Here is a 26,804-nt window from a genome sequence, read left to right as displayed (position 1 = left end):
ACCCAACTGGGCAAACCAGAGGTTCAGGGCGCCGAAGGCTTGCCAAAGCGGTCCAGCACGGCGCTCAGCAGATCGATCGGCAGCGGGAAAACGATCGTCGAATTCTTGTCGGCGGCAATCGTCGTCAGGGTTTGCAGGTAACGCAACTGCATGGCCTGGGGCTGGCGCGACAGCGTTTGCGCCGCTTCCAGCAGGTGCTGCGAGGCCTGCAATTCGCCTTCCGCGTGAATCACCTTGGCGCGCCGTTCGCGCTCGGCCTCGGCCTGGCGGGCAATCGCACGGATCATCGTCTCGTTGATATCCACATGCTTGATTTCCACGATCGATACCTTGATGCCCCAGGCGTCGGTCTGAGCGTCGAGCACTTTCTGGATATCGGCGTTCAACTGCTCGCGATCGGCCAGCAGTTCGTCGAGTTCGTGTTTGCCGAGCACCGCGCGCAAAGTGGTCTGCGATAACTGGCTGGTCGCCTCGAAGTAGCGTGCCACCTGAATCACCGCTTTCTCCGGATCGACCACGCGGAAATACACCACGGCGTTGACCTTCACCGAGACGTTGTCGCGCGTGATCACGTCCTGCGGCGGCACGTCGAACACAACAGTGCGCAGATCCATGCGCACGGCCTGCTGCACGATCGGAATGATCAGCACGAGGCCCGGCCCCTTGACCTTCCAGAAGCGCCCGAGCATGAACACGACGCCGCGTTCATATTCCCGAAAAATCCGTATCGACGAAGCAATCAGCGCGGCCACCAGCAGAATCAGAATGCTGCTGAAGCCGAATGTAAAACCGATCATGAAAGTTCTCCTTGTTGTCGTACTTCCGTGGGCACCACGGTCAACGTCAGGCCGCGCCGCGCGGTGACGCGCACCGCATGGCCTGCCGCGACCGGGGCCGTGCTGGACACCCGCCAGCGTTCTCCGTGCACGCGCGCCCAGCCGGCCAGCGCGCCACCGGCCGCGGGGTCCGCAGCGGCGGTCTCAGGCAGCAGGCCGCCGTCGAGCACCACGCCGACACTGCCGATCAGCGCTTCCGAGCCCGTCACCACCGGCCGGCGCCGCGCGCGCAGCGCGAGTCTCGACACGCCCAGCACGAACAGCACGCTGAAGACGACCACGGCGGCGATCATCGGCAGCGGGATGCCGTAGCCGGGCACGTCGGTGTCGATCAGCATCAGCGCGCCGATCACGAACGCGACCACGCCGCCGAAGCCGAGCGAGCCGAAAGTGGGTAGAAACGCCTCGCCGATCAGGAACGCGATGCCGAGAAAGATCAGACCGAGGCCGACGTAGTTGATCGGCATCATCTGCATGGCGAAGAGGCCGAGCAGCAGGCTGATTGCGCCGACCACGCCGGGCAGCAGGAAGCCCGGATTGGCGAACTCGAAGAACAGGCCATACATGCCGATCATGAGCAGAATCAGCGCGACGTTGGGATCGGTGATCACGGCGAGGAAATGGCTGCGCCAGTCGGCTTCGAGCGTGACGACCGGCGCTCTGGCCGTGCCGAGCGTGACATTGCCGGCGCTCGTGACGATCGTGCGGCCGTCCACCTGGCGCAGCAGGTCGGGTACGTCGCGCGCATTCAGATCGACGACGTGCTGCGCGAGCGCGTCCGCCGCCGACAGGCTCACGGCTTCGCGCACCGCGCGCTCGGCCCAGTCGGCGTTGCGGCCGCGCATTTGCGCGAGGCCGCGGATATAGGCGGCGGCGTCGTGAACCTGCTTGCGCATCTCGGTCGATTGGGTGTCGAGCGGTAAGGCGCTGGCCGAACCGGTGGGCGCCGAAGCGGCGGGTTGGGCCGACCCGCCGGCACCGCCGCCAACGCCGGGCAAACCCGGCGCTCCACCGCCCGCCGGCGGCTCGGCGCCGCCGATGCCCATCTGGATCGGCGTCGCCGCGCCCAGATTGGTGCCCGGCGCCATCGCCGCGATATGGCTCGCATACACGATGTAAGTGCCAGCGCTCGCCGCACGCGCGCCGCTCGGCGCGATGAAGGTGGCGACCGGCACCGGCGAGGCGAGGATCGCCTTGATGATCTGCCGCATCGACGTATCGAGGCCGCCGGGCGTATCGAGTTGTAGCACGGCGAGTTGCGCGTGCTCGTCGGCGGCGCGCTGCAGGCTGCGCACGATGAAGTCGGCGCTCGCCGGACTGATCGCACCATTGACAGGAATGACCACCACGCCGTTGGGCGCGACGGCGGCGCGAAGCGGCACATTCGATTCGCACGACGCGAACCCGATCGCCAATAGCATCCCGAGCACGGTCATGCCGCGCACCAACCGGCCCACGATATCGCCACGGATAAGCGAGAAGCGCGAGCCAGACTGCCGGAACGGGAGACGCGGATACGTGCTCATCGCTGACGGCTGCCGCGCCCGGTCGAAGCGTATCGACTGGCGCGGGCCGATACCCCACAAGAAGGCTGGCCTGCTCCTTACAGCTTAGTCCGATTCCGCCCGGTGCGTGAAATCCGCGCGCGCCGGCCGGTAATCGGTCGGCCGCATGCCGGTCCATTTGCGGAACGCGCGATGAAACGCGCTCGGTTCGGCAAAGCCCACTGAGGTGGCAATGTCGGCGATGGTGCGGTCGGTGTCCTGCAACTCGCCGATCGCGATGTCGCGCCGCAGGTCGTCCTTGATCGACTGGTACGTGTAGCCTTCCTGTTTCAAACGCCGCCGCATGGTGGCCTCGGCCACATGCAGCCGTTCGGCCATCTGATCGGCGGCGGGCCAGCCGGCCATCGGCATGGCGCGCAGCATCCTGCGCACGCGCGCCGCGAGCGAGCCGGGATTGCGATATTTGACGATAAAGCTGCCCGGCGCATCGCGCAGGAAAGGCTTGACCGACTTGGTGGTCTGGATCACGGGGAGTTCCAGAAACACGGGTGCGAGATCGACGTACGACTCGGCCTGGTCGAAGCACATGTGATCGCAGAACATCAGGCGGTATTCGTGCGCGGCGGGCGGCTCGGCGCAGCGAAAGCGCGCTTCGAGCAACGGAATGCGCCGCCCGACCAGCCAGCACAGCAGGCCGTACACGAGGATAAAGTAGGTCGCATAGGCGAACATGCCCGGCGCTCGCGCAGCGGGGTTCTCCACGAAGCGCAGCCTCACGCGCTGCGCGTCTGTTTCAATCTGCGTGCCGAGATCGTCCAGCACCAGCCGCATGAAGCCGACCGCGCGCGCCAGCGCCTGCGCGCCGTTGCGCGCGGTCAGCGCGGTTTGCGTCATGGCGATGAAGCTGCCGCTTTTCATGCGATGCGAATCCTGGCCGAAGAACTCGTCGTCCAGCGCGCGCGCAATCGCGGCCCACAGCGCGCCGTATTGCGCCGACGACACGCGGCTTTTCGGCGACGCCAGCATCGGCGCCGCGATGCCGGCGGCTTCGGCAAGCGGCAGCGCGTCGAGGCCGCGCGAGCGCGCCAGCGCGAGGGTTTCCTCGACCATGCTGACGGAAATCGTGCCTTTATCGTATTTCATGCGTGTCCGGCTGATTGGGGCGATCTGGCAAAAGCGCTCAACATTTTGCTTCTGACGCTTCGCCAAGTCCTTGAAATTGCGGGTGGAGTCAGCTTCGCATCGTACCAGTATGGCAAATGCGCTCAGTCAGATTGATCGGGCTGAGCATCGAACCTGCACCGTGGCTTGCCTACACTGGGTCCGAACCGATCGCGCGCAGGCTGCCTTGGGCAACCACCGCGATCAGACGCACAGCACAGGATCGAGCGCTATGGACAGCTTCTACACCGACGAACAACGCATGATCCGCGACGCGGCGCGCGACTTTGCCACCGAGCGGCTCGCCCCGTACGCGGGTCAATGGGACCGCGACGCGCAACTGCCCACCGAGGTCGTCACGCAAATGGGCGAACTGGGCTTTCTCGGCATGATCGTGCCGGCGGAGTGGGGCGGCTCCTACACCGACTACGTGGCTTACGCGCTCGCGCTCGAAGAGATCGCCGCGGGCTGTGCCGCCTGCGCGACGCTGATGAGCGTGCATAACTCGGTCGGCTGCGGGCCGATCCTCAACTTCGGCACGGACGCGCAAAAAGACCGCTATCTGCAGGATCTGGCGACCGGCCGCCGCATCGGCGCGTTCTGCCTGACCGAGCCGCAGGCAGGCTCCGAGGCGAACAACCTGCGCACCCGCGCCGTGTTGCGCGACGGCAAGTGGATTCTCAACGGCAGCAAGCAGTTCGTGACCAACGGTTCTCGCGCCGACCTCGCGATCGTGTTCGCCGTCACCGATCCCGAGCGCGGCAAGCGTGGTCTGTCGGCCTTCATCGTGCCGACGGATACGCCGGGATTCAACGTCGGCAAGCCGGAACACAAGCTCGGCATTCGCGCCTCCGACACCTGCCCCATCTCGCTCGACGACTGCGCCGTGCCCGAAGCGAACCTGCTCGGCCAGCCGGGCGAGGGCTTGCGCATCGCGCTGTCGAATCTCGAAGGCGGCCGCATCGGCATTGCCGCGCAGGCGGTCGGCATCGCCCGGGCCGCGTTCGATGCCGCGCGTCTCTATGCAAGCGAACGCATCCAGTTCGGCAAGGCGTTAAAGGAGCATCAGACCATCGCGAATATGCTTGCCGACATGGCCACGCGCCTGAACGCCGCGCGCCTGCTCATGCATCATGCGGCGCGGTTGCGTACGGCGGGCAAGCCGTGTTTGTCGGAGGCTTCGCAGGCGAAGCTGTTCGCGTCGGAACTGGCGGAGGAAATCTGCTCGAATGCCATCCAGATTCACGGCGGGTACGGTTATCTGGAGGACTATGCGGTGGAGCGCCACTATCGCGATGCGCGTATCACGCAGATTTACGAAGGGACGAGTGAAGTGCAACGTATGGTGATTGCGCGCCATGTGTAATTGCGGCGCGACGCGGACGAGCTTGCGTTTGAGCGCAAAATAGCTTGCCCGTCCAGGCAACAAGTAGTGCAGCAGTGGGACAAAAAACGGAGCGCTTACCGCGCCATCTGGAGACGACGATGACTGCAGCGAAAGGCTTTTTCGAAGCGCGCGATCTGTTACTGCGCCATCGAACCGACTACGACCGCGCCTACAGCGAATTCGCGTGGCCGGCACTGGGCGAGTTCAACTGGGCGCTCGACTACTTCGACGTGATCGCGCGCAATAACGACAATCCCGCGCTGTGGATCGTCGACGATCCGGCCAGCGACGGTCTGCGCCTGTCTTACGCGCAGATGTCGGAGCGTTCGGCGCGCATGGCGAATTTCCTGCGCGGTGTCGGCGTGGGCCGCGGCGACCGTGTGCTGTTGATGCTGCCGAACCGCGTCGAACTCTGGGACGTGATGCTCGCGGCCATGAAGCTCGGCGCAATCGTGCTGCCCGCCACCACCCAGCTTTCCGCCGACGACGTGCGCGACCGCGTGCAGATCGGCGGCGCGAAGTTCGTGGTGGTCGATAGCGCGGAGCTGGCCAAATTCGATACGCTGGAGACGCCGCTCACGCGCCTGTCCGTTGGCACGCCGCGCGACGGCTGGATCGATCTGGCCGCAGCCTATGACGCATCGCCGCAATTCACGCCACAAGGCGTGACGCAAGCCACCGACCCGATGCTGCTGTACTTCACCTCGGGGACGACCTCGAAACCCAAGCTCGTCGAACACACGCACCAAAGCTACCCGGTCGGCCATCTGTCGACGATGTACTGGATCGGCCTGCAACCGAATGACATCCATTGGAATATCAGCTCGCCGGGCTGGGCCAAGCACGCGTGGAGCTGCTTCTTCGCGCCGTGGAATGCTCAGGCCTGCGTGTTCGTGTTCAACTTCCCACGCTTCGTGCCGAAAGACACGCTGAACGTGCTGGTGCGTTTCAACGTCACCACGCTGTGCGCACCGCCGACCGTGTGGCGCATGCTCGTGCAGGAGCACCTCACCGAGTATCCGGTCAAGCTGCGCGAAATCGTCGGCGCGGGCGAGCCGTTGAATCCCGAGATCATCGAGCGCGTGAAGCATGCGTGGGGCATTACGATTCGCGATGGCTTCGGCCAGACCGAGACTACCTGCCAGATCGGCAATTCGCCGGGGCAGCCGGTCGTGCCCGGTTCGATGGGACGTCCGCTGCCGGGCTACAGGATCGAGCTTCTGGATGCGGACGATCAGCCCGTCACCGAAGGCGAAATCGCGTTGCCGCTGGACGAACGTCCGCTCGGCTTGATGACCGGCTATGCGAACAATGCCAATGCCACCGCCCAGGCCATGCGCAACGGTTTCTACCGCACGTCCGACGTCGCGCTGCGCCGCGATGACGGTTACTACGTCTACGTCGGCCGCGCCGACGATGTGTTCAAGTCGTCCGATTACCGCCTGAGTCCGTTCGAACTCGAGAGCGTGCTGATCGAGCACGAAGCGATCGGCGAAGCCGCCGTGGTGCCGAGCGCGGACGCGCTGCGTCTGTCGGTGCCCAAGGCGTTCGTCACCGTGCGCCATGGCTTCGAAGCCGGGCCTGAACTCGCGCGCGCCGTGTTTGCGTTTTCGCGCGAAAAGCTCGCACCGTACAAGCGGATTCGCCGCCTGCAATTCAGCGAACTGCCCAAGACCATCTCCGGCAAGATCCGCCGCGTCGAATTGCGGCGCCGCGAAATGGAACGCGCGGCCGAGCCCGCGCGCCTGCCCGGCGAGTATTGGGAAGAGGACTTCCCGGATCTGCGTTGATTCTTTTTATTCCCAGTCACTGCCCGGCCGCCTCGCGGCCACTGCACAGGAGCTTCAGCATGAGCGCAACTGCGGCCATTGCCACCGTCAAACTGTTGATCAACGGCGAGTTCGTCGAATCGAAGACCACCGAATGGCGCGACATCGTCAACCCCGCCACGCAGGAGGTGCTGGCGCGCGTACCGTTCGCCACCGCCGATGAGGTCAACGAAGCGATCCGTTCCGCCCACACCGCCTTCAAGACCTGGAAGGACACGCCGATCGGCGCGCGCATGCGCATCATGCTGAAGTACCAGGCACTGATTCGCGAGCATATGCCGCGTATCGCGAAGACCCTGAGCGCCGAGCAGGGCAAGACGATTCCCGACGCCGAAGGCGATATCTTCCGCGGCCTCGAAGTGGTCGAGCATGCGTGTTCGATCGGCACGCTGCAGCAGGGCGAATTCGCAGAGAACGTGGCGGGCGGCGTGGACACCTACACGTTGCGTCAGCCGATCGGCGTGTGCGCGGGCATCACGCCGTTCAATTTCCCGGCGATGATCCCGCTGTGGATGTTCCCGATGGCGATCGTGTGCGGCAATACGTTCGTGCTGAAGCCCTCGGAGCAGGATCCGCTCTCGACCATGCAACTGGTCGAACTCGCACTCGAAGCCGGCGTGCCGAAGGGCGTGCTGAACGTGGTGCATGGCGGCAAGGACGTGGTCGACGCGCTCTGCACGCACGAACTCATCAAGGCCATTTCGTTCGTCGGCTCGACGGCCGTGGGCACGCATGTGTACCGCCTCGGCAGCGAGCACGGCAAGCGCGTTCAATCGATGATGGGCGCGAAAAATCACGCGGTCGTGCTGCCCGATGCGAACCGCGAGCAAACGTTGAATGCACTGGCCGGCGCGGGATTCGGCGCAGCCGGACAGCGTTGCATGGCGACCTCGGTGGTCGTGCTGGTCGGCGCCGCGCAGCAATGGTTGCCGGACCTGGTGGCGAAGGCGAAGACGCTGAAGGTCAACGCGGGCAACGAACCGAACACGGACATCGGCCCGGTAGTCTCGCGCGCCGCGAAGCAACGCATTCTCGGCTTGATCGAAACGGGCGTGAAAGAAGGCGCCACGTTGGCGCTAGATGGCCGCGATGTGAAAGTGCCGGGCTACGAGCAAGGCAACTTCATCGGCCCGACGGTCTTCACCGACGTCACGACCGGGATGGAAATTTACCGCCAGGAAATCTTCGGGCCGGTGCTTGTGGTGCTGAACGTCGCGACGCTCGACGACGCGATCGAACTCGTCAATCGCAATCCGTTCGGCAACGGCGTGGGCCTCTTCACGCAGAGCGGCGCGGCGGCGCGCAAGTTCCAGAGCGAGATCGATATCGGCCAGGTCGGCATCAACATTCCGATTCCGGTGCCGGTGCCGTCCTTCAGCTTTACCGGCTCGCGTGGCTCGAAGCTCGGCGATCTCGGCCCCTACGGCAAGCAGGTCGTGCAGTTCTACACGCAGACCAAGACCGTCACCGCCCGCTGGTTCGACGACGACACCGTGAACGACGGCGTCAATACGACCATCAGTCTGCGCTGAGCGCGTCCCGAGCGAGCGGACACACGGAGAATGACATCATGAAAATAGGCTTTATCGGACTCGGCAACATGGGCGCGCCGATGGCGCACAACCTGCTCAAGGCGGGCCACGCGGTCAATGTGTTCGACCTCAACGCGCAAGCCGTGCAGGCACTCGTCGATGCAGGCGCGAAAGCCGCCGCTTCGCCGAAAGCGGCCGTCACCGACGTGGAATGCGTAATCACCATGCTGCCCGCCGCGGCGCACGTGCGCAGCGTGCTGACGGCCGACGACGGCATCTTCGCCGGCATTGCCAGCGGCGTGACCATCATCGATTCGAGCACGATCGACCCGGTGAGCGTCAAGGCGTTCGCCGAACTCGCGCAGCAACACGGCAACCGCTTTGTCGATGCGCCCGTGTCCGGCGGCACCGGTGGCGCGGCGGCGGGCACGCTGACCTTCATGGTCGGCGGCAGCGAGAGCGCGTTCGAGCAGGTCAAGCCGGTGCTCTCGGCAATGGGCAAGAACATCGTGCATTGCGGCGACACCGGCACCGGCCAGGTCGCGAAGATCTGCAACAACCTGGTGCTCGGCATCACGATGGCGGGCGTGGCCGAGGCCATGTCGCTCGGCGAGGCGCTCGGCATCGACGCGAAAGTGCTGGGCGGCATCATCAATACGTCGACGGGACGCTGCTGGAGTTCGGATACCTACAACCCGATGCCCGGCGTGATCGAGACGGCGCCGTCCACCCGTGGTTATACCGGCGGCTTCGGCACGGATCTGATGCTCAAAGATCTGGGCCTCGCCACCGACGCCGCGAAAGCCGCGCGTCAGCCGGTCTATCTCGGCGCATTGGCGCAACAGCTTTATCAGACGATGAGCACGAAAGGCGCGGGACGCCTCGACTTTTCGGCGGTCATCAAGCTCTATCGTCAGGATGGCAAGGACGGAGGCGCGTCATGATCGAACTGGACTACGTGCACGACGGCGCCGTCGCGCAACTCACGCTCAAGCGGCCGCCCGCCAACGCGTTCACGCCCGAGGGTTTGTTGCAACTGCAACAGACGGTGGAACGACTGAACGGCGAAGCGCGCGTGAGGGCGATCGTGATTACCGGCGACGGCCCCAAATTCTTCAGCGCGGGCGCCGATTTGAACACGTTCGCCGACGGCAACCGCGAAGTCGCACGCACGGCGGCGGCGCGCTTTGGCGCGGCGTTCGAAACCTTGCAGAACGCGCGGCCTGTGGTGATCGCGGCGATCAACGGCTACGCGATGGGCGGCGGGCTCGAATGCGCGCTGGCGTGCGATATCCGCATTGCGGAACAGCATGCGTTGCTGGCGTTGCCCGAGACCGCAGTCGGCTTGCTGCCGTGTGGTTGCGGCACGCAGACGCTGCCATGGCTGGTCGGCGAAGGCTGGGCCAAACGGATGATTCTGACCGGCGAGCGCGTCGACGCGACGACGGCATTGCGCATCGGTCTCGTCGAAGAGGTGGTGGAGAAGGGCGCGGCGCGCGAGGCCGCGCTGACCATGGCTGCTCGTGTCGCCACGTTGAGCCCGCAGGCGGTCGGCTTCAGCAAGACGCTGATTCATCAGGCCCGCAATGGCGTGCCACGCACGGCGGCGCTGGCGCTGGAGCGCGAGCGCTTCGTCGACCTGTTCGACGGCGCCGATCAGCGCGAAGGCGTCAATGCGTTCCTCGAAAAGCGCACGCCACGCTGGCAGGTGACGCAGGCAACGCAGGCCACGCAGGCCGATCAGGAGACGCGTTGATGAGCGCCTTGCAAAGCGTGGCACCCGATACGAGTCTCGAAGTGGAGCGCGAGATTCTGTTTCGCGTCGTCAACCGTGTGGCGATCGTCACGCTGAACCGGCCGGCCGCGCTCAACGCGCTTTCGCACGCCATGGTGCGCGAGCTCGCCGTGCTGGTCGAACATTGCCGCACCGACGACGGCATCGTCGCGCTCGTGCTGAGAGGCGCGGGCACCAAAGGCTTCTGCGCCGGCGGCGACGTGCGCGAAGTGCAGCGGCTCGCGAAGAACGGCGACAGCCGCTGGCTCGCGTTCTTCGTCGACGAATACCGGCTCGACTACGCGCTGCACACGTTTCCGAAGCCGGTGGTCGCGCTGCTCGATGGCATTGCGATGGGCGGTGGCATGGGGCTCGGGCAGGCGGCGCGGCTGCGCATCGTGACCGAGCGCAGCAAGATCGCCATGCCGGAGACGCGCATCGGCTTTCTGCCGGACGTCGGCGCGACGCGCTTTCTGAGCGTGATGCCGGCGGAACTCGAGTTGTATGTCGGGCTGACCGGCGCGACCTTGTCCGGTGCCGATGCGTTGCGCCTGCAACTGGCGGATCTGTGCGTGCCGGCCGAATGGCTCGCCAGCTTTGAAGAGCGTTTGCAACGCATGTCGTTGGAAGGTGACCTGATGGCCGCCTTGCGCGGCGTATTCGAGCCGCCGTGCAACATTGTTCCGCACGCGGCATTGGGGCCGTTTACGCAACTGATCCTGCGGCACTTCGATCGGCGCTCGAGTATCGAACGGATGGTCGCGACCGTGCGCCACGACCTGGAGCGCGAGCCGCCGCGCGAGGTGAAGCAATGGCTGCAGTCCACGTACGACGCTCTGACCGGCCATTCGCCCACCATGCTTTACGTTACCCGCGAGGCGCTTTTGCGCGGCCGGCAGATGACTTTGGCGGAGTGCTTCCGCATGGAGTTGGGCATCGTCAAACGCGTGATCGAGGAGGGCGACTTCTGCGAGGGCGTGCGAGCCCAGTTGATCGACAAGGATCGCAAGGCCCGCTGGGCCCCCGCCGCGCTCGCCGAAGTGCGGCCCGAACGCGTCAGGCACTTCCTTGCCTCGCCGTGGAAGCGGGAGTCGCATCCCCTCGCCGCGCTGGGCGCGGAGCAGGGCTGAAGAAAGGCGTGCGCTAGCGCGGCATGCCGTGCCGTGCTGGCGCACCGCCGCGTCACTGCATAGCCGCCAGCAGACACAGCGCGCCGATGGTGGTCAGCAACGCGCGCATGCGCAGATACCAGGCCGGCAGCGCATCGATTCGCCAGAGCGCCAGATCGACCAGCAGGCAGGTCGCGAGCAGCGCCGCCATGCCAGGAAACGCGTAGCGCGTGCCGATTGCCAGCAGCGCCCACGCGGCGATGGCCGGCAGGACACTCCAACTCAACGCCATTCCCGAATGCGGTGGCGGATCGGCTGCCGCCAGCCAGATTCCCCAATGCACCGCGCCCACGAACGACACAATGCACGCGCCGTACGCCAGCATGGCGTGGCGCAAGAAGTCCTCGTGCGCGCCGACTGTATTGACCAGCACGGCCAGTGCGACAAAGGGAATCGCGCCTGCCAGGCCGAGCGTGATCGGCAGCGCCGGCGATCTTGTAGCGGATGGCGTCATGCTCCTACCTCTCCACCGATATTGCGTCAGTTTTGACTCGATTGAGTTCTAATAATAGGCCATATCGGATACAAATCGAAACGAAAAAATGAGTCAAGATGATGGTGTGAAACGGTAAATTCACATCATTTGAAACGATAATTGGTTTTTTGCGCGGTTTTTTGCCTGTGGCGGCGCTTGCCGCCGGCGCAGTTCGTTTCGACGAGCCCGAAAGTCCGGCAACCGAAGCCTCCCGCTGCCGCCTCGCCGCCTGCACCTGGTGCGCATGCACCAGTCGGCCTGGTGCATTGGCGATTGGCGCTCTGCCGCGATTTCGGCGATTCTCCGTGCTGGACAGGCTTTCGCGCGCGCCGCTCGCGCTCATCACCCACAATGACGACAACACACTCCGCTGCACCCTTTACCGTGGTGCAATCCAACGATCCGGACGACGCTCCGCCCGCCGACGACAAGGTGCTCCGTTCGCAGACCGACCGTCGCCAGTTGCAGCAGATCATCACCGGGCTGACCGAGGGCGTGATTCTCGTCGAGCCGGACCAGACGATCGTCTGGGCGAATCAGGCCGCGCTCGACATGCACGGCATCACCGAAGTCGCGCAATTGGGCGCCGACGTCACCGAATACCGCGAGCGCTTTCGTCTGCGCTATCGCAACAACCATCCGCTGCCGGAAGGCAGTTACCCGATCGAACGCGTGGTCGCGGGCGAGTGCTTCAGCGACGTGGTGGTCGAAGTCTTCCCGGCGCACGACGACGAGGTGAACTGGGTGCATCGCGTGCGCAGCCTCGTGCTGACCAACGCGCGCGGCGAGCCCGACTGTCTCGCGCTGATCCTGCACGACGCCAGCGAATGGGCGAGTGCCGAGAAGCGTTTCGAGAAGACCTTCAACGCCAATCCCGCGCCGGCCGTGATCTGCCGCCTGAGCGACCAGCGTTATATCAAGGTCAATCAGGGCTTTCTCGAGATGACCGGCTATGTACGCGAGGACGTGATCGGCCGCTCGGTGTACGAGCTCGACGTGTTCGAAGGCGCCGAGCGGCGCGAACTCGCGGTCGAACGGCTGAGCGAAGGCGCGACCATTCCGCAGATGGAAGCCTTGCTGCGCTTGCCCGAAGGCGGCACGAAATTCGTGGTGGTGGCGGGCCAGCCGATCGATATCGGTGAAGAGGCCTGCATGCTGTTCACCTTCATGGATCTGGAGCCGCGCAAACGCGCCGAGAGCGCGCTGCGCCAGAGCGAGGAACGCTTCGAGAAGTCGTTCAGGATGACGCCCGTGTCCACCGCGCTCTTTGCGGCCGACGACTACACCACGCTCGATATCAACGACGCCTTCACCGCGACTACCGGCTTCACACCCGAGGAGTTGCTGGGCAAACCGCTCGATCAGAGCCGCCTGTGGACCGACGACGCCTGCGCGCGGATCAGCGCGGCGCTGGAGGAGAGCGGCAGCCTGCGCAACATGGAGTTCCTCGTGAACAGCCATGCCGGCGAAGCGCTGAATTGCCTCGTTTCCGCCGAGGCGGTCAGCATCCACGGCAAGGATTGCGTGTTGATGACCTTGCTCGACATTACCGATCGCAAACGCTCCGAAATGGAGCTGGTGACAGCGATCGAAACCGTCATGCAGGACGCCTCGTGGTTCAGCCAGACGCTGATCGAAAAGCTGGTCAACGTGCGGCGCGCGAACGCGCCCGACGCGGGCGGCCATCTCGCCGATCTGACCGCGCGCGAGCGCGACGTGTTCGCCTGCTTGTGCGGTGGCCTCGCCGACAAGGAGATCGCCCGCGAACTCGGGCTGGCGCCAAACACGGTGCGCAATCACGTCGCCACGATCTACGCGAAGCTCGACGTGCACAGTCGTGCCGAGGCAATCGTGTGGGCGCGCGCGCGTGGCCATTTCGGCCTCGAACCCGGCAGCGCGCCGCGCCGCAAAGGACCGAAACCGGCATGAGCGTGGGGTCGTCCTGGCGGATTCGTCGACCGGTGAGGGCGGCCGGGAACGAACCGTGCTGATGAAGTCCGGCTGGCCGGAAGCGGGCGACCCGATGCAAGGCGTTGTTCCGCGAATGGATGCATGCCGGGACGCGTTCAAATGCACCAGGCGATCACGTGCATTCGCGACTGCCGGCAGGCGGGCAGAGCCGGGACAATGCAATCCTGGGTCGAGCGCCAGGTGTGGAAGCTGTCACGCTTTCCCACCTATGGCGAGCTCGGCGTCTTCTGTGCAACTCAACCTTTTTAAGGAAACCGTCATGGACAAGAATCGTGTGGAAGGTGCAGCGAAACAGGTCAAGGGTTCCGTGAAGGAAGCGATCGGCAAGGTCACCGGCAACCGGACGGCACAGGCCGAAGGCGCGGCTGAGAAACTGGCTGGCAAGGTGCAGTCGAAGGTCGGTGAAGCCGCGGATGCGGTACGCAATCGCGTGAAGCGGTAACGGTAGCGATGGCGGTCACGATAGAGCGCCGGCTTCCGCCGGCGACTGCCTGGCCCCCTGTTCAAGGAGGATCACGATGAATTCAAACCAGTTCGAAGGTTCTGTGAAAGATGTGGCCGGCAAGGTTCAGGATGCCGTCGGCGGCTTGACGGGCGATGTGGACCTGCAGGCCGAAGGCAAGGTCCGCCAGCTTGCCGGCAAGGCGCAGGCGAAATACGGCGACAGCGTCGATCAGGTCGCCGAAACGGCTCGCAACAATCCGCTCGGCGCGCTGCTGATTGCGCTCGGTGTCGGATTTCTGTTGGGCAAGCTGATGTAAATCTGTCACGCGCGGCGCCGCCCGGTGCATTCGCCACCCGGGCGCCGGCGCGTGTCGTTGTGCCCGCGGGTGCCTTGGTGATCCGATGTCCGTCCGATGTTCCCGGCGCGTTAGAGGCGCCGGATCTCATCGTCTATTCGAGGAAGGTTCATGCTGGGATTCGACGTAAGCACGGCCAGAAAGGTCTGGACCGCGTTTCTTATCGCGCTGCTGTTCTTCTGCATCTATATGGCGTCATCCACTGTGCTGGTGGTGGTGTTCGCCGTCTTCTTCAGTTACCTCATCTATCCGATGGTCGAGCTGGTCGAACGCATCCGGCCGCGCCGCGTGCCGCGAGTGGCGTCGATCGCGCTGGTGTTCGTGGTGGTGGTCGCGGTGATCGCGGTGGCCGGGTCGCTGTTCGGCGTGCAATTGCAGGATCAGGCGACGCATCTGTTCGCGCAGTTGCCGGCCTTGATGAAGTCCGACGTACCCAATCGCTTTCCCTTGCCGCATTTTCTCGAACCGTTGCGCGAGCGGATCGTGGATTTCGTGCGCAGCCAGATTGAAACCGGCTCCGACAAGGCCGTGCCGATGGCGCGCAGCGTCGGCCTCGGCGTGGTGCATGCGGCGAGCAATCTGATCTACCTCGTGCTGATTCCGATCCTGAGCTTCCTGTTGATCAAGGAAGGTCCGCAAATGCGCGACGCGTTTCTGGACCTGCTGACGGATCGGCACCGCACGTTGTGGGCGGAGATCGTGACCGATCTGAACGTGCTGCTGTCGAAATACGTGCGTGCGATGTTGTTCCTGTCGTTGGCCACGCTGATTTGTTACGGCGTGGCGTTCTCGCTGCTTGGCGTGCCGTACGCTTTCCTGCTGGCGGTGAGCGCGGGCTTGCTGGAGTTCGTGCCGTTTGCCGGGCCGCTCGGCGCCGTGGCCATCACGTTGGTGGTGGCCGTGTTCAGCGGCTATGCGCATCTGCTCTGGCTGGTGATCTTTATCGCGCTGTACCGGCTGTTCCAGGACTACGTGCTCAATCCCTATCTGATGAGCGAAGGCGTGGAGGTCAGTCCGTTTCTCGTCATTGTCGGATTGCTGGCCGGCGATCAGCTGGGCGGCGTGGCGGGGATCTTTCTCGCGGTGCCGGTGATCGCCATGTTGAAAATCATCATTGGCCGCGCACGCGTTTTCTATTCCGCTTCACGCGATGAAGGAGAAGTCGCGCGCCGCGCGTTGACCGGCAAAACCGACTGATGGTTTCGAACCGACTCGCGCCGGTAGCCCGTCGTCGCGAGCAGCAGGCTGCGCGTGTACTCGTGCTCGACCTGCTGCTCGCGAATGGCGGCGATGTCGCGCTGCTCGACGATCTCGCCATTACGCATGACCGCGACGCGCGAGCAGAGAAAGCCGACCACCGCCAGGTTGTGGCTCACGAGAATCATCGTCAGATTGCGTTCGCGATGAAGCCGTCGCAGCAGGTTGAGGATTTCGGCTTGCACGGAAACGTCGAGCGCGGATGTCGGTTCATCGAGCAGCAGCACGCGCGGTTCGACAATCAACGCCCGCGCAATCGCGACGCGCTGCCGCTGCCCTCCCGACAATTGATGCGGATAGCGGAAACGATATGCGGGACCCAAGCCGACTTCGCGCAGCGCATCGACAATGCGCTGTTCCTGCCGGTCGATGCCGTTGATGGTCAGCGGCTCGCGCAAGGTTTGATCGACCGTGAAACGCGGATGCAGTGAGCCGTACGGATCCTGAAAGACCATCTGTACATCGCGTCGAAAGGAACGGTCGATTTTCTCGCCGAGCACGTGTGTGCCGATTTTCATATGGCCGCCGGCGACCGGCGCGAGGCCGGTTAGCGCGCGCAGGATCGTCGACTTGCCGGAACCCGATTCGCCGACCAGCCCGAACACTTCACCTTCGCCGACATGAAAGCTCGCCTCGCGAACTGCGTTGAAATCACCGGTTTTGGTCCTGAAGCGGACCGTCAGGGCGTTGACATCGATCATGCTGATTCTCCTGCCGGTTGCGTGAGCCAGGCCGCGTCTCGCTTCAACACGGGCAGTTCATCGGGCGGATTGACGAGCGGTGGATTCGCCGCGAGGAGGGCGCGCGTATAGGGATGCTGGGCGTGGATGAGATCGCGCGCCGCGCAGGTTTCCACCACACGCCCCGCAAACATCACGACGACGCGGTCGCAGAACGACATGACGAGGGGCAGGTCGTGGCTGATAAATATGAGGCCCGTGTCGTGCTTATCGATCATCTCGTCGAGAATCCCGAGCACCTGCATCGAGACGAGCACGTCGAGCGCGCTGGTCGGCTCGTCGGCAATGAGCAGACGCGGTCCGGACGACACCATCATGGCGATCATTACACGCTGCCCCATGCCACCCGACAACTCGTGCGGGTAGGAGTCCGCGACACGCTCCGGATGGCGGATATGCACCGCGGCCAGCGCCTCGATGATCTTCTCGCGCATCTCGCGACGGCTGAACTTCGGACCGTGCAGTTCGAACGCTTCGCGCATCTGTTGCGCGACCGTCATCACCGGGTTCAGTGAGAATTTCGGATCTTGCAGGATCATGCCCATCTGCTGGCCGCACAGTTGCCGGCGCTTGCGCACCGACATGCCCAGCAGATCCTGACCGTCGAACTTCATCGCCTTCGCCTGGCATTGCGCCGCGGGCGGCAGCAGGCCGAGCAGCGCGCGCCCGGTGAGCGATTTGCCCGAACCGGATTCGCCGACGATGCCAAGCCGCTCGCCGCGCTGCAGCGTGAGCGAAAGGCCTCGTACGGCTTCGGTCAATTCACCGTCGTGACCGCGAAAGCCGATTCGCAGGTCGTCGATTTCACACAGGGGTTGGGTCGTCGCGGCTGGCATGTCAGCCTCCATGGCGCGGATCGAAGACGTCTCGCAGACCGTCGCCGAGCAGGTTGAAGGCGAGGCTCACCAGCAGAATGGCAAAGCCTGGAATGGTAGCCACCCACCACGAATCGAGCAGCACGTTGCGGCCCGACGCGACCATGAAACCCCATTCAGGGCTCGGCGGTTGCGCGCCGAGGCCAAGGAAGCCAAGACCCGCGACAGTGAGAATGATGCCGGCCATATCGAGCGTCGCGCGCACGATCACGGACGACGAGCAGAGCGGCATGATATAGCGCAGGAGGATGCGCATGCGCGAGGCGCCCTGCAAGCGCGCGACGTGAATGAAATCGGCCTGCACGAGCCGGAGCGTTTCCGCTCGCGCGAGGCGTGCATAGGCAGGCCAGGCCGTAATCGAAATGGCGATCACCGCGTTGATCACACCGGGTCCCAGCGCGGCCGCGAAAGCAAGCGCGAGCACGATCTTCGGAAACGCGAGCGCTACGTCGGTGATCCGCATCAGCACGTTGTCCACCCAGCCGCCGAAGAAGCCCGCCGTGGTGCCGATCAGCAGACCCACCGGAACCACGATCACCACGACGAGAATCGCAATCGAAAGCGTGAGCCGTGAGCCGTAGACAAGACGCGAGAGGATGTCGCGGCCAAGCTGGTCAGTGCCGAACCAGTGCGATGGCGAACCGGGCGGCAGCAGGCGGTCGGAGAGCACTTGTTGCAACGGATCGTGCGGCGCGATCAGCGGCCCGATTGCCGCGATGACGATCAGCAAGGCCAGAATCACCAGCCCGAAGACCGACAGCGGATTGCCCGCGAAGCGCCGCCAGCGCCGGTAAGCGAGGCCGAGCGCGGCCTGCTTGCGCGACGCGGGTGTGTCGCTCAGCAGCCAGTCTTTCCATCGTCGGGGCGCGGCATTCATCGGCCAGTCCTGCGTTTGCGTAGATTGATCGGTTGGGGGAAGCACGAAAGAGACCTCCGGAACATCAGCGGGCGCGCGGATCGAACACGCGATAAAGCGCGTCGGTCAGCAGGTTGAGCGCGATGAACGTGACGCCGATTACGAGCGTGCTGCCGAGCACCGCGTTCATATCGGCATTCAGCAGGGCGCCCGTCAGATACGAACCGATTCCCGGCCACGCGAAGACGATTTCGGTCAGCACCGAGCCTTCGAGCAGATAGCTGTATGTGAGGGCGATCACGGTCAGCAGCGGCACGGCGATATTGCCGAACGCGTGGCGCCAGATCACCCGGCGCTCGGGCAAGCCTTTCGCGCGTGCCGTGGTGATGTACTCCTGGCTGAGTTGTTCGAGCATGAACGAACGCGTCATGCGGCTCAGATAGGCGACCGAGTAGTAGCCGAGAATGGCAGCAGGCAGCGCGATATGCGAGAACGCATTGAAGAACACGTCCCATTCGCCCGCCATGAGCGAATCGATGAGCAGGCTGCCCGTGTGCGTATCGACCATTCCGTCGAACACTGGATCGACGCGTCCGGGACCCGCTACCCAGTGCAGCTTCGCATAGAACAGCAGCAGGCCCATCAGCCCGAGCCAGAACACCGGAACCGAACTGCCGACGAGGCCGACAAAGCGCGCGACATGATCGATCCAGCGGTTGTGGCGCACGGCGGCGATCACGCCCAGCGGCACACCGATCAGCACGCCGATGATGGTGGACAGCGTCGCGAGTTCGAGCGTCGCGGGAAACACACGCTGGATGTCCTCGATAACAGGGTGCGCGGTTAGCAGCGACATGCCGAAGTTGCCATGCAGCACATCGCGCACATAGATCAGGAACTGCACGGCGAGCGGCTTGTCGAGCCCGAGTTGCAGACGCGCCGCCGCGTAGGCCGTCGCCGACGCGCGATCGCCGAGAATCGCCAGCACCGGATCGATCGGTATTTTGCGGCCGATCACGAACGTGACCGCCAGCAACCCGGTGAAGGTGATCACGAGCGTGATGAGCCAGCGCACGAGGCGCAAGGTCCAGCGCACGCTGGCGCTTTCAGCCGAAAGCGCGCGCATGCGCTCGAAAGTCGTGAGGGGAGTCGACATGATGAGTTCCTGGGTCGAAGGCGAAGCCTGGACAGGATCGCCTTCGCCGCCAACGTTACTGCTTCTTCAGATCACGATACGACACGAGGTCGTTGATCGGACCCACCTCGAGTCCCGTCACACCCGGTCGCGCCGCGACCTGCGAGACCTGCTGGAACATGATCACGAAGGGTGAATTCGCGAGCACCTGCTTCTGCATGGTCTGGTACAACTCGGCGCGCTTTGCTGTCGACGATTCGGCGAGCGCCGCGTTGGTTTCCTTCGTCAGGCCTGGAATGTCCCACGAGTTGCGCCATGCGAGCATCTTATAGGCCGACTTGTCGGAATTGTCGGGATTCCAGGTAAAGCCCTGGGCATTGCTGTGCGGGTCGATGTAGTCCGCCGACCATTCACCAATGTAGATGTCGTGCGAGCGCGAGCGGTACTTGGCAAGTGTCTGCTTGTTATCGCCGGGGATGATCTGAACCTTGATGCCGCCCTGGGCGAGATTGGCCTGAACGGCTTCGGCGATTTCGCTGTACGGGTAGCCGTTACGCACGTCCATCGTCACGGAAAAGCCATTCGAGAGGCCGGCCTTTGCCAGCAGCGCCTTGGCCTTCGCGACGTTCTGCTGGTACGGGTTCGTGTTCAGCGCGCCGAGAAAGCCTTCCGGGAGGAACGTTTCGTGCACCTTGTAGGTGGTTTTCGCGACGTTGCTCTGAATGCCGTTGTAGTCGATCAGCCACTTCATTGCTTCCTGGACTTCAGGTTTGGCCAGGTTCGGATTCTTGACGTTCAGGCCGAGGTACAGCAACGTGGCTTGCGGCACCGCGCTCACATGCGCCTTGCCGGACTTTGTCAGGGCGACGAGATCGTCCGGACTCAGGTTGCGTGCCACATCGACGTCGCCGTTTTCGATCAGCAGGCGCTGGCTCGATGCCTCCGGCACGTGACGCAACACGATACGCTTCATTGCGAGCGGAACGCGATAGCCGTCGAAGCGCTGCAGGACGATGCTGTCGTTAGCGGTCCATTTGACGAGCTTGTAGGCGCCGGAGCCGGCCTCGTTCGTGCGCAGCCAGTCGTTGCCGAGGTCATTGCCTTTCTGGTGCGTGAGCAGCAACTGCTTGTCCACCACCGATGCGGGCCACGCACCGAGTACGTTCAGCACGAACGTCGGCGCGTATTTCTGGTCCGTCGTCACACTGACGGTTGTATCGTCAACCTTCTTCACGTTGTTGAGCACATTGTCCTTCGTCAGGCCGATGCCTTGCAGCACGGCCGCCGCGCCTTTGTCGAGCAGCACGGTGCGCTGAATCGACCACGCCACGTCGTCGGCACTCAGCGGATTGCCCGAGTGGAACTTGAGACCCGAACGGATCTTGAACGTGAAGGTCAGGCCGTCGGGGCTCACGGTCCATGATTGCGCGACATCGCCGTTGAACTTCGACGGGTCTTTCAGATCGACCCGCACCAGCCGGTCATACGTATTCGCCACATATTCTTCCGGCACGAGCTCGTAGACTTCGCCTGGATCGAGCGTGGTGAATTCGTCGAGGAACGTCGCCATGACGAACATGTCTTTCGGCGTCGCCGCTGTAGCGGGGCTGACCGCTGCGAACGACAAGGTCAAGGCGGAGGCGATCGCTGCCGCCGTCAAAGCATTGCGCAATACCAGTTTCATTGCCGCTCCATAGGAAGGGGGTAGAGCCTGTCAGGGAACAACGGATGGAGAAATCGAGGGCACTACATGAGACGCAGCGGACCGCTTTCGCTGTTGTCGATTACCGGCAGCGCACGGGAGCCGGGCAGCTCGTAATGCCACCATTCGCTCTTGATGTGGGCGAAGCCGGCGGCGTGCATGATGCCGAGCAATAACAGGCGGTTGCGCTGCACGTGCGCGGGCAGGCCGGTATGGAAGTGTTCGGACTCGATCGTCATGGCGTCGAAGCCCGTGCCCATGTCGAGTTCATTGCCGCCGGCATCGAGCAGCGTCAGGTCGATCGCTGTACCGCGGCTGTGGTTCGACCCACGGCCAAGCTCTGCGATGTAGGTGGGATCGGGCAGGAAATCCCACAGCACCTGTTGCGCCTGCGGCGGACGGTACGCGTCGAAAATCCGCACGGTCAGGCCGGCGTCGCGGGCAATTTCAACGGCCTTGCGCAAGCCGGCTTCGGCGGGTTCGAGCAGCAGGCAGTGAGCTTCCTTGTAGATGGGCTTGCCGGTCAGGTTGCGCTCGGTGGCATAGACGAGGTCGATGTCCACGCCATGCGTGGCGGCGGTGATTTCGATGAGTCGCGGTTTTGTCATGGAGGACGCGGTGGGATGCCGGTTGTGAGAGGGTTCAGAGATCGAACTGGTTGAATTCGCCTTGCAACTCGCGATTGCGTGCGACGCGTTCGTCGATGGCGGACCCCAGTTGCGCGACGATCGCGCTAATCAGCAGGTTGAACAGGCAGGTGAGCGGCGCCAGAGAGTCCCAGAACTGGCCGACATCGGTTTTGACCTGCAACAGGTCGCAGGCGAATTCGCGAGCCCAGGGACAATAGATGTCGGTGACCAGCGCGAACGGCACGCCACGCCGTGTCGCGGCTTCACAATAGCGGCGCGCGATCATCGAGTAGGCGCGCGTATCGGTAATGACCAGATACGGTGAGGCAAACTCCGAGTTCAGCGAATCGACGTATGAGCCCGACATGCCGTCGGAGTAGAACACACGCGCACGGATATATTCGAGGTAGCTGTAGAACGCGTTGCTGATGCCGCGCGTCGACTGGATGCCGAGGATATACACCGCGTCCGCATTGGAAATGCGCTCCGCGATACGGGCGAACATGGGCGATTGCGCCAACTGGTACACATGCTGGATCGCGTCGATTTCGAGTTCTAATGAGTGGGTCAGGGCCCCGTTCTCTCCGCTCTCGCCGTTATGCGCCGCGTTGCCGAACTGTCTGGACACACGCCGGTATTCGTCGAGCCGGTCGGTAATCATCCACGGGCGCGCTTGTGCGCCGCGCAGCTCGCGCTTGAGGTCGTCGAGATTGCGATAGCCGACGCTGCGCAGAAACCGGCCCACGGAAATACCGGTTGTGGCCGTCTGCTGCGCAATCTGATCAGCCGTTTCCAGTCCGAGTCGTTCGAGATTCGCCAGCATATAACTGGCAATGCGCTTGGACGTGGGGGTGAGGTCGGCAAAGTGGGCTTCGACGGTTTGTGCGAAAGCGGTCGGCATGTCAGCACATGTATTCGGTTAGTTGCTTGTCATTTGTTTGATCGATGACATGTATCTAACAAAGCCAATAAACTCAGCGCCAGCTTAAAAAATCAATTGAATTTGAGTGTCTGATAGTTTTTGACCTGAGGTCCGGTCACGCTACTCCGCAAGCTTTATTTGCTGCTGTCAATTGATGGCTCTAAAGTTCCGTCCATCTTTGCCGTTAGATCGGGCTGCGTCTCGGTGTTGCGTTTTTCTCCTTCGTCGGGTTGCAGGCGCGTCTCGAATTCAGTTCTCGGTTTCAAATCCAGACTTCCGGGCCTCACCCGCGCGTCAGAATGGAAACGTCGGCGTGCATTGTCTACAACGACAGCGGTCTTGCCAGAGACTATATCTGTTGCCGCGAGCGGACCGTTCACTTCCTCTTTCGACATAAGTTGAGTGCGATGGTAATGCAGACACGCTTAAAGGCGAGCGGCCTCCGAATGTATCCGGGACCCCACCTCGACTATCATCCAACTATCGATTTTTTTGCGTAGAATTGCCGCCCCGGTACGCTGGCGCAGGATTCTCTCCTCAACGATGCACGTCGATCTTCTCACCCTTTATTTCCTCATCGTCGGGACGCTGTTCGCCAGTTCCGTGATGACGCTCTGGGAATATCGAACACATCCCAGACGCAGCGGGGAATTGAAAATACTGGCAGCGGGGTACGCCACGCTTGCCATCGGATGTGCGGCGGCAACGGTTCGTCACAAGCTGCCCGGTGCGACGGGCTCCGCCTTGAGCAACCTCGTTATCGTCACTGGCTATCTATTGCTTCTGCACGGCGCCGCGGCCTTGAGCGGCCGGCAATACCGTACCGGCTCTATTGCAATGCTCATTCTGCTGGCGCTCACATGGGCCGTGGCCGGTGCGCGCTGGGAGGATTCGGTGTGGTACTACGCGAGCGCCATTCCGATCGCGTTGGCAAGCGGCGTGACGTCTTTCGAACTGCTGCGATGCGACAGCATGAAAGCGATGCAATCGCGGCGCATCGCGGTATGGGTGACGGGCATTCATGCGCTCCTGTATGCGGCCAGAGCGTCCATCCTGCCCTGGTTGGCGGCACGGTACGGGCAGGACGTGGTGCTGGTCGCCAGCAACATTACGATGTACGAAGGTGTGCTGTACTCGGTCGTTCTGCCGATGACCTTGCTGAGGCTGATCCGCGAGGAGACTCATGGCGAGCTTCTGCGAGACTCGCAAACGGATTACCTGACCCGTCTTGGCAATCGCAGATGGTTTTTTGAAGAGGGCGAACGGGTGGTCCGCGACGCAGAGTCATGCCAGCCGATTTCCCTCCTTGCATTCGATCTCGATCTCTTCAAGGCAATCAATGATCGCTACGGTCATAAGACGGGCGACGAGGTGCTGAAGGCATTTAGCGACATCGCTCGGAGCGGGGTGAGGCCCGATGCGATTCTCGCGCGCATCGGCGGCGAAGAGTTCGCTGCGCTACTTCCCCACCATGACAGCCTTCGCGCCAAAGAAGTGGGCGAATTTATCGCTAAACGTTTCGCCGAGACGATCCCTCACCGCATTGACGGCGTCGCGATACACGCAACGGTCAGCATTGGGCTCGCACAGCTCGGAACCGATGTGCCCACGCTTGCCGACCTGCTGGCGGCGGCCGACGCGGCGTTATACAACGCGAAGTCGCTCGGCGGCAATCGGCTCGTCACAGCGCAGCCTGCCTCGCGCCCCGAAGCTGCCTGACGATCAGCGATGCCGGCAGAGGATTCACGTGGTGTGCCTGGCGAAGCGCAGTTCGATTCAAGCGGATTGATTTCACTCACTCAGCCGCCGCTATAAACGCGTGACCGGGTGTGGATTGGCTTCGCCAATCCAATATCGAAACCTGTCCGTCACATTACGCTTTCGAGTGTTTCGCCTGAAGCCTCATTGTCTCGTTGGCGATCTTCAGAAAACTGTCGACGATCGGATTGGTGGATTGAAGCTGGGGGCACACCGTGAACCCACGGAACACGATGTCCGGTGAAAACGGCCGGAACTGGATCTTCGCCGTATTGGCGTCAACCGTTGTAAGCGGATTCACGATGCCGATTCCCAAACCGCGCGACACCATCGCGCAAATCGTCGCACCGTACGGTGTTTCAATGGTTGGCACCTGATTGACTTCCGCCTGACGCAACACGCGATCCAGCGACGAACGCGTGTCGTCGGCATACGAAGGCAGGATCAGCTTTTCACCGCGTAGATCCCGCGCGTGGATACGCTCGCGCGCAGCCAGCGGGTGCCCGGCCGGCAGCGCACATACACCCGGCAACCGGTATAACTCGGCGCTCGTCACACCGAACGCATCGGGCGTCGTCGTGGCGAAGCCGATATCGCAATAGGCCGACGAAGCCCAGCGTTGGATCGTGCCTTCGCTGCGCATTTCCAGCGATATCGCGATGCGCGGATACACCGCAAGAAAACGCTCGATCACCATCGGCACGAATGACAATGCCAGCACCGGCGCCGCGACGAGCCGCAACCGGCCACTGCCGAACTGGCGTATCTCACGCGCGGAATGCGCGAGTTTTTCGAGTCCCACGAAACTCCGGTCCACTTCGCGATAGAACGCGCTGCCCGCGTCCGTGGCCTGAATACGCCCGCCGTTGCGCGTGAAGAGCGTCAGACCCGTCGACGTCTCCAGCTCCGCAATCAACCGGCTGATGCTCGGCTGCGACGTGCCGAGTTCCTCGGCGGCAGCGGTCATCGATCCGCGCAACATGACTAGCCTGAACGCTTCGATTTGTCGTTGGTTCATCTGCCCGGCTCACCCGATCTTGTTGATTCGGTCCTCAGCTTGCCATATCAAAATTGAATGGCAGCCGTTTTTGATCGTATTTGACCGGATGGATGACCCAAACCTAGACTGGCTGGAACCTTGTCACCGGCGATCCACGATGCGTTCCGAAGCCTTGCTGTTTCATGACGACTTTCGCCTGACCCCTTACTGGTGGGACGCCGCACCGCCGGAGACGGTCCGCGACGCGTTGCCGTCCGGGGTTGACGTGGTGATTATCGGCAGCGGGTATTGCGGCTTGGCGGCGGCAGCCGAAGCTGCGCGACTCGGCACGCGCGTCGCCGTGCTCGACGCCGCCGAAATCGGCGCGGGCGGCAGCACGCGCAGCGGCGGCATGGTGTCGAGCGGACAGAAGCTTGCGCTGACCAATGCGATTCGCGGGGTCTCGGCAGAACGGCTGGGACGCCTGATGAGCGAGTCCATGGCGAGCTTCGACTATCTGAAACGCCTTGTCGCCGACGAGCAGCTCGACGCCGATTTGCAGATCACTGGTCGCTTCTTCGGCGCATTCACGCCACGTCACTTCGATGTCTTGCGGCGCCAAGGCGATCTGTTGCGCGACAAGACCGGCGTCACAGTGCATGTCGTGCCGCGCGCGGATCAGCATGCGTTAATCGGCTCCGACTACTACTACGGCGGGATTCTCGTCGACGAATACGGCGGTCTGCATACCGCCAAATATCATCGCGCGCTACGCGATCTCGCACGGCGCTGCGGCGCAACTTTGCATTCACATGCGGGCGTGGAGCGGATTGAACGCAATGGCGCGGGTTTCAGGGTCCATGCAACGCGGGGAAAGATCGACGCGAAACATGTGCTCGTCGCGACCAACGGCTATACGGGACCGCTGCTGCCGTTCTTCTCGCGGCGCGTGCTGCCGGTGGCGAGCTACCAGATTGCGACGGAACCGCTGCCGCCTGGACTGATGGCCGTGCTGAATCCGGGGCGACGCATGATCAGCGATTCGAAGCGCAATCTGTTCTACACGAGGCCGTCGCCCGACGGCACGCGGATGCTGTTCGGCTCGCGCCCGGCGATCCGCGAGGTGAGCGAGCGCGTGGCGGCGAGAATGCTGCACGCGAAGATGATCGAGTTGTGGCCCGCCTTGCGCGACGTGCGCATCACGCACGCGTGGAAGGGTTATGTCGCGATGACGGGCGACAGGCTCGCGCATATCGGCCAACACGACGGCATTCATTACGCGCTCGGTTGCAACGGCAATGGCGTGGCGCTAATGAGCTATCTAGGCGCGCGGATCGCGAAACACATGCTCGGATTCGACGCAAAGTCGGGCGCATTCGGCGAAGGCGCGTTTCCGATCAGTCCGGCCGGCATGGCGAGCCGCCTGAGCGTGCCGGTCGGCACGGCGCTCTATACATTCGACGATCTCTGGAGCGGCCGGGTGCGTGCCACCCTTTCCTGATATCGACGTCG

General features: G+C 63.3%; 24 protein-coding genes. 12 read left to right on the top strand and 12 right to left on the bottom strand.

What is annotated here, in order from left to right:
• Positions 1 to 23: 23 nt before the first annotated feature.
• The 3 genes from AC57B1_RS23170 to AC57B1_RS23160 all read right to left on the bottom strand — a co-directional run bounded on the left by AC57B1_RS23170 (position 24) and on the right by AC57B1_RS23160 (position 3,484).
• Positions 24 to 797: a slipin family protein gene (locus tag AC57B1_RS23170; RefSeq protein WP_408352892.1), complete on the bottom strand. Its 774-nt coding sequence runs from the start codon at positions 795 to 797 to the stop codon at positions 24 to 26.
• Positions 794 to 2,362, bottom strand: coding sequence for an NfeD family protein (locus tag AC57B1_RS23165; protein ID WP_496418797.1), 1,569 nt, complete (start codon positions 2,360 to 2,362; stop codon positions 794 to 796). Before AC57B1_RS23165 ends, AC57B1_RS23170 begins: the two co-directional genes overlap by 4 nt.
• 84 nt (positions 2,363 to 2,446) lie before the next feature.
• Positions 2,447 to 3,484 carry an AraC family transcriptional regulator gene (locus AC57B1_RS23160; protein ID WP_408352888.1) on the bottom strand — a complete coding sequence of 346 codons (1,038 nt, stop codon included), beginning with the start codon at positions 3,482 to 3,484 and terminating at the stop codon, positions 2,447 to 2,449.
• A 250-nt stretch (positions 3,485 to 3,734) separates the two neighbouring features.
• Between AC57B1_RS23160 and AC57B1_RS23155 the strand changes: the two genes are divergently transcribed.
• The 6 genes from AC57B1_RS23155 (at position 3,735) to AC57B1_RS23130 (ending at position 11,154) form a co-directional block, all read left to right on the top strand.
• Positions 3,735 to 4,868, top strand: coding sequence for an acyl-CoA dehydrogenase (locus AC57B1_RS23155; RefSeq protein ID WP_496418796.1), 1,134 nt, complete (start codon positions 3,735 to 3,737; stop codon positions 4,866 to 4,868).
• Between the two features lie 119 nt (positions 4,869 to 4,987).
• Positions 4,988 to 6,679, top strand: a complete 1,692-nt coding sequence (locus tag AC57B1_RS23150; RefSeq protein WP_408352884.1) for an AMP-binding protein — start codon at positions 4,988 to 4,990, stop codon at positions 6,677 to 6,679.
• A gap of 59 nt (positions 6,680 to 6,738) precedes the next feature.
• On the top strand, positions 6,739 to 8,250 hold the full coding sequence (locus tag AC57B1_RS23145) for a CoA-acylating methylmalonate-semialdehyde dehydrogenase (RefSeq protein ID WP_091807765.1): 1,512 nt from the start codon (positions 6,739 to 6,741) through the stop codon (positions 8,248 to 8,250).
• Between the two features lie 38 nt (positions 8,251 to 8,288).
• Complete coding sequence (gene mmsB / locus AC57B1_RS23140) at positions 8,289 to 9,194, top strand: 3-hydroxyisobutyrate dehydrogenase (protein WP_408352882.1); 906 nt, start codon at positions 8,289 to 8,291, stop codon at positions 9,192 to 9,194.
• Positions 9,191 to 10,006 carry an enoyl-CoA hydratase gene (locus AC57B1_RS23135; RefSeq protein WP_496418795.1) on the top strand — a complete coding sequence of 272 codons (816 nt, stop codon included), beginning with the start codon at positions 9,191 to 9,193 and terminating at the stop codon, positions 10,004 to 10,006. The genes mmsB and AC57B1_RS23135 overlap by 4 nt, the downstream gene beginning before the upstream one ends.
• Positions 10,006 to 11,154: an enoyl-CoA hydratase/isomerase family protein gene (locus AC57B1_RS23130; RefSeq protein WP_496418794.1), complete on the top strand. Its 1,149-nt coding sequence runs from the start codon at positions 10,006 to 10,008 to the stop codon at positions 11,152 to 11,154. The genes AC57B1_RS23135 and AC57B1_RS23130 overlap by 1 nt, the downstream gene beginning before the upstream one ends.
• Before the next feature lie 52 nt (positions 11,155 to 11,206).
• Here the strand turns inward: AC57B1_RS23130 and AC57B1_RS23125 are convergent, their stop codons facing one another.
• The gene (locus AC57B1_RS23125) at positions 11,207 to 11,647 is read right to left on the bottom strand and encodes a DUF3429 domain-containing protein (RefSeq protein WP_408352876.1); all 441 of its coding nucleotides are present in this window, start codon (positions 11,645 to 11,647) and stop codon (positions 11,207 to 11,209) included.
• 372 nt (positions 11,648 to 12,019) lie between these two features.
• Here AC57B1_RS23125 and AC57B1_RS23120 point away from each other — a divergent pair, with 372 nt between their 5' ends.
• From AC57B1_RS23120 to AC57B1_RS23105, 4 genes are all read left to right on the top strand, one after another.
• Complete coding sequence (locus tag AC57B1_RS23120) at positions 12,020 to 13,597, top strand: helix-turn-helix transcriptional regulator (protein WP_091807775.1); 1,578 nt, start codon at positions 12,020 to 12,022, stop codon at positions 13,595 to 13,597.
• Positions 13,598 to 13,898: 301 nt separating this feature from the next.
• Entirely contained in the window at positions 13,899 to 14,081 is a 183-nt protein-coding gene (locus AC57B1_RS23115; protein ID WP_091807777.1) for a CsbD family protein, read from the top strand.
• A 76-nt stretch (positions 14,082 to 14,157) separates the two neighbouring features.
• On the top strand, positions 14,158 to 14,400 hold the full coding sequence (locus tag AC57B1_RS23110) for a CsbD family protein (protein ID WP_091807780.1): 243 nt from the start codon (positions 14,158 to 14,160) through the stop codon (positions 14,398 to 14,400).
• A 150-nt stretch (positions 14,401 to 14,550) separates the two neighbouring features.
• Entirely contained in the window at positions 14,551 to 15,636 is a 1,086-nt protein-coding gene (locus AC57B1_RS23105) for an AI-2E family transporter (RefSeq protein ID WP_408184116.1), read from the top strand.
• Here AC57B1_RS23105 and AC57B1_RS23100 read toward each other — a convergent pair.
• From AC57B1_RS23100 to sapR, 7 genes are all read right to left on the bottom strand, one after another.
• Positions 15,573 to 16,397: an ABC transporter ATP-binding protein gene (locus AC57B1_RS23100; RefSeq protein ID WP_496418793.1), complete on the bottom strand. Its 825-nt coding sequence runs from the start codon at positions 16,395 to 16,397 to the stop codon at positions 15,573 to 15,575. The genes AC57B1_RS23105 and AC57B1_RS23100 overlap by 64 nt on opposite strands.
• Entirely contained in the window at positions 16,394 to 17,272 is an 879-nt protein-coding gene (locus AC57B1_RS23095) for an ABC transporter ATP-binding protein (protein WP_408352869.1), read from the bottom strand. Before AC57B1_RS23095 ends, AC57B1_RS23100 begins: the two co-directional genes overlap by 4 nt.
• 1 nt (position 17,273) lies before the next feature.
• Entirely contained in the window at positions 17,274 to 18,188 is a 915-nt protein-coding gene (gene nikC / locus AC57B1_RS23090; protein ID WP_091807834.1) for a nickel transporter permease, read from the bottom strand.
• A 64-nt stretch (positions 18,189 to 18,252) separates the two neighbouring features.
• The gene (locus AC57B1_RS23085; RefSeq protein ID WP_408352867.1) at positions 18,253 to 19,323 is read right to left on the bottom strand and encodes an ABC transporter permease; all 1,071 of its coding nucleotides are present in this window, start codon (positions 19,321 to 19,323) and stop codon (positions 18,253 to 18,255) included.
• A 55-nt stretch (positions 19,324 to 19,378) separates the two neighbouring features.
• Positions 19,379 to 20,986, bottom strand: coding sequence for an ABC transporter substrate-binding protein (locus tag AC57B1_RS23080; protein ID WP_408352865.1), 1,608 nt, complete (start codon positions 20,984 to 20,986; stop codon positions 19,379 to 19,381).
• A gap of 62 nt (positions 20,987 to 21,048) precedes the next feature.
• The gene (gene ddpX, locus AC57B1_RS23075) at positions 21,049 to 21,612 is read right to left on the bottom strand and encodes a D-alanyl-D-alanine dipeptidase (protein WP_091807841.1); all 564 of its coding nucleotides are present in this window, start codon (positions 21,610 to 21,612) and stop codon (positions 21,049 to 21,051) included.
• A gap of 34 nt (positions 21,613 to 21,646) precedes the next feature.
• Positions 21,647 to 22,534: a sap1 transcriptional regulator SapR gene (sapR, locus tag AC57B1_RS23070; protein WP_496418792.1), complete on the bottom strand. Its 888-nt coding sequence runs from the start codon at positions 22,532 to 22,534 to the stop codon at positions 21,647 to 21,649.
• A 564-nt stretch (positions 22,535 to 23,098) separates the two neighbouring features.
• Here sapR and AC57B1_RS23065 point away from each other — a divergent pair.
• The gene (locus tag AC57B1_RS23065) at positions 23,099 to 24,274 is read left to right on the top strand and encodes a GGDEF domain-containing protein (protein WP_496418791.1); all 1,176 of its coding nucleotides are present in this window, start codon (positions 23,099 to 23,101) and stop codon (positions 24,272 to 24,274) included.
• A gap of 154 nt (positions 24,275 to 24,428) precedes the next feature.
• On the opposite strand, the gene AC57B1_RS23060 is transcribed toward AC57B1_RS23065, so the two are convergent.
• Positions 24,429 to 25,331 carry a LysR substrate-binding domain-containing protein gene (locus AC57B1_RS23060; protein ID WP_496418790.1) on the bottom strand — a complete coding sequence of 301 codons (903 nt, stop codon included), beginning with the start codon at positions 25,329 to 25,331 and terminating at the stop codon, positions 24,429 to 24,431.
• Positions 25,332 to 25,470: 139 nt separating this feature from the next.
• On the opposite strand from AC57B1_RS23060, the gene AC57B1_RS23055 reads away from it, so the two are divergent.
• Positions 25,471 to 26,793 (top strand): NAD(P)/FAD-dependent oxidoreductase, encoded by a 1,323-nt coding sequence (locus AC57B1_RS23055; RefSeq protein ID WP_408479083.1) that lies wholly within the window; start codon positions 25,471 to 25,473, stop codon positions 26,791 to 26,793.
• The last annotated feature ends 11 nt before the right edge of the window (positions 26,794 to 26,804 follow it).

It is taken from the genome of Paraburkholderia sp. BGA-UO-ETr-F21, assembly GCF_059567925.1.
The sequence above is the reverse complement of the archived record's forward strand: the minus strand, read 5'-3'. Positions and strand labels throughout refer to the sequence as shown.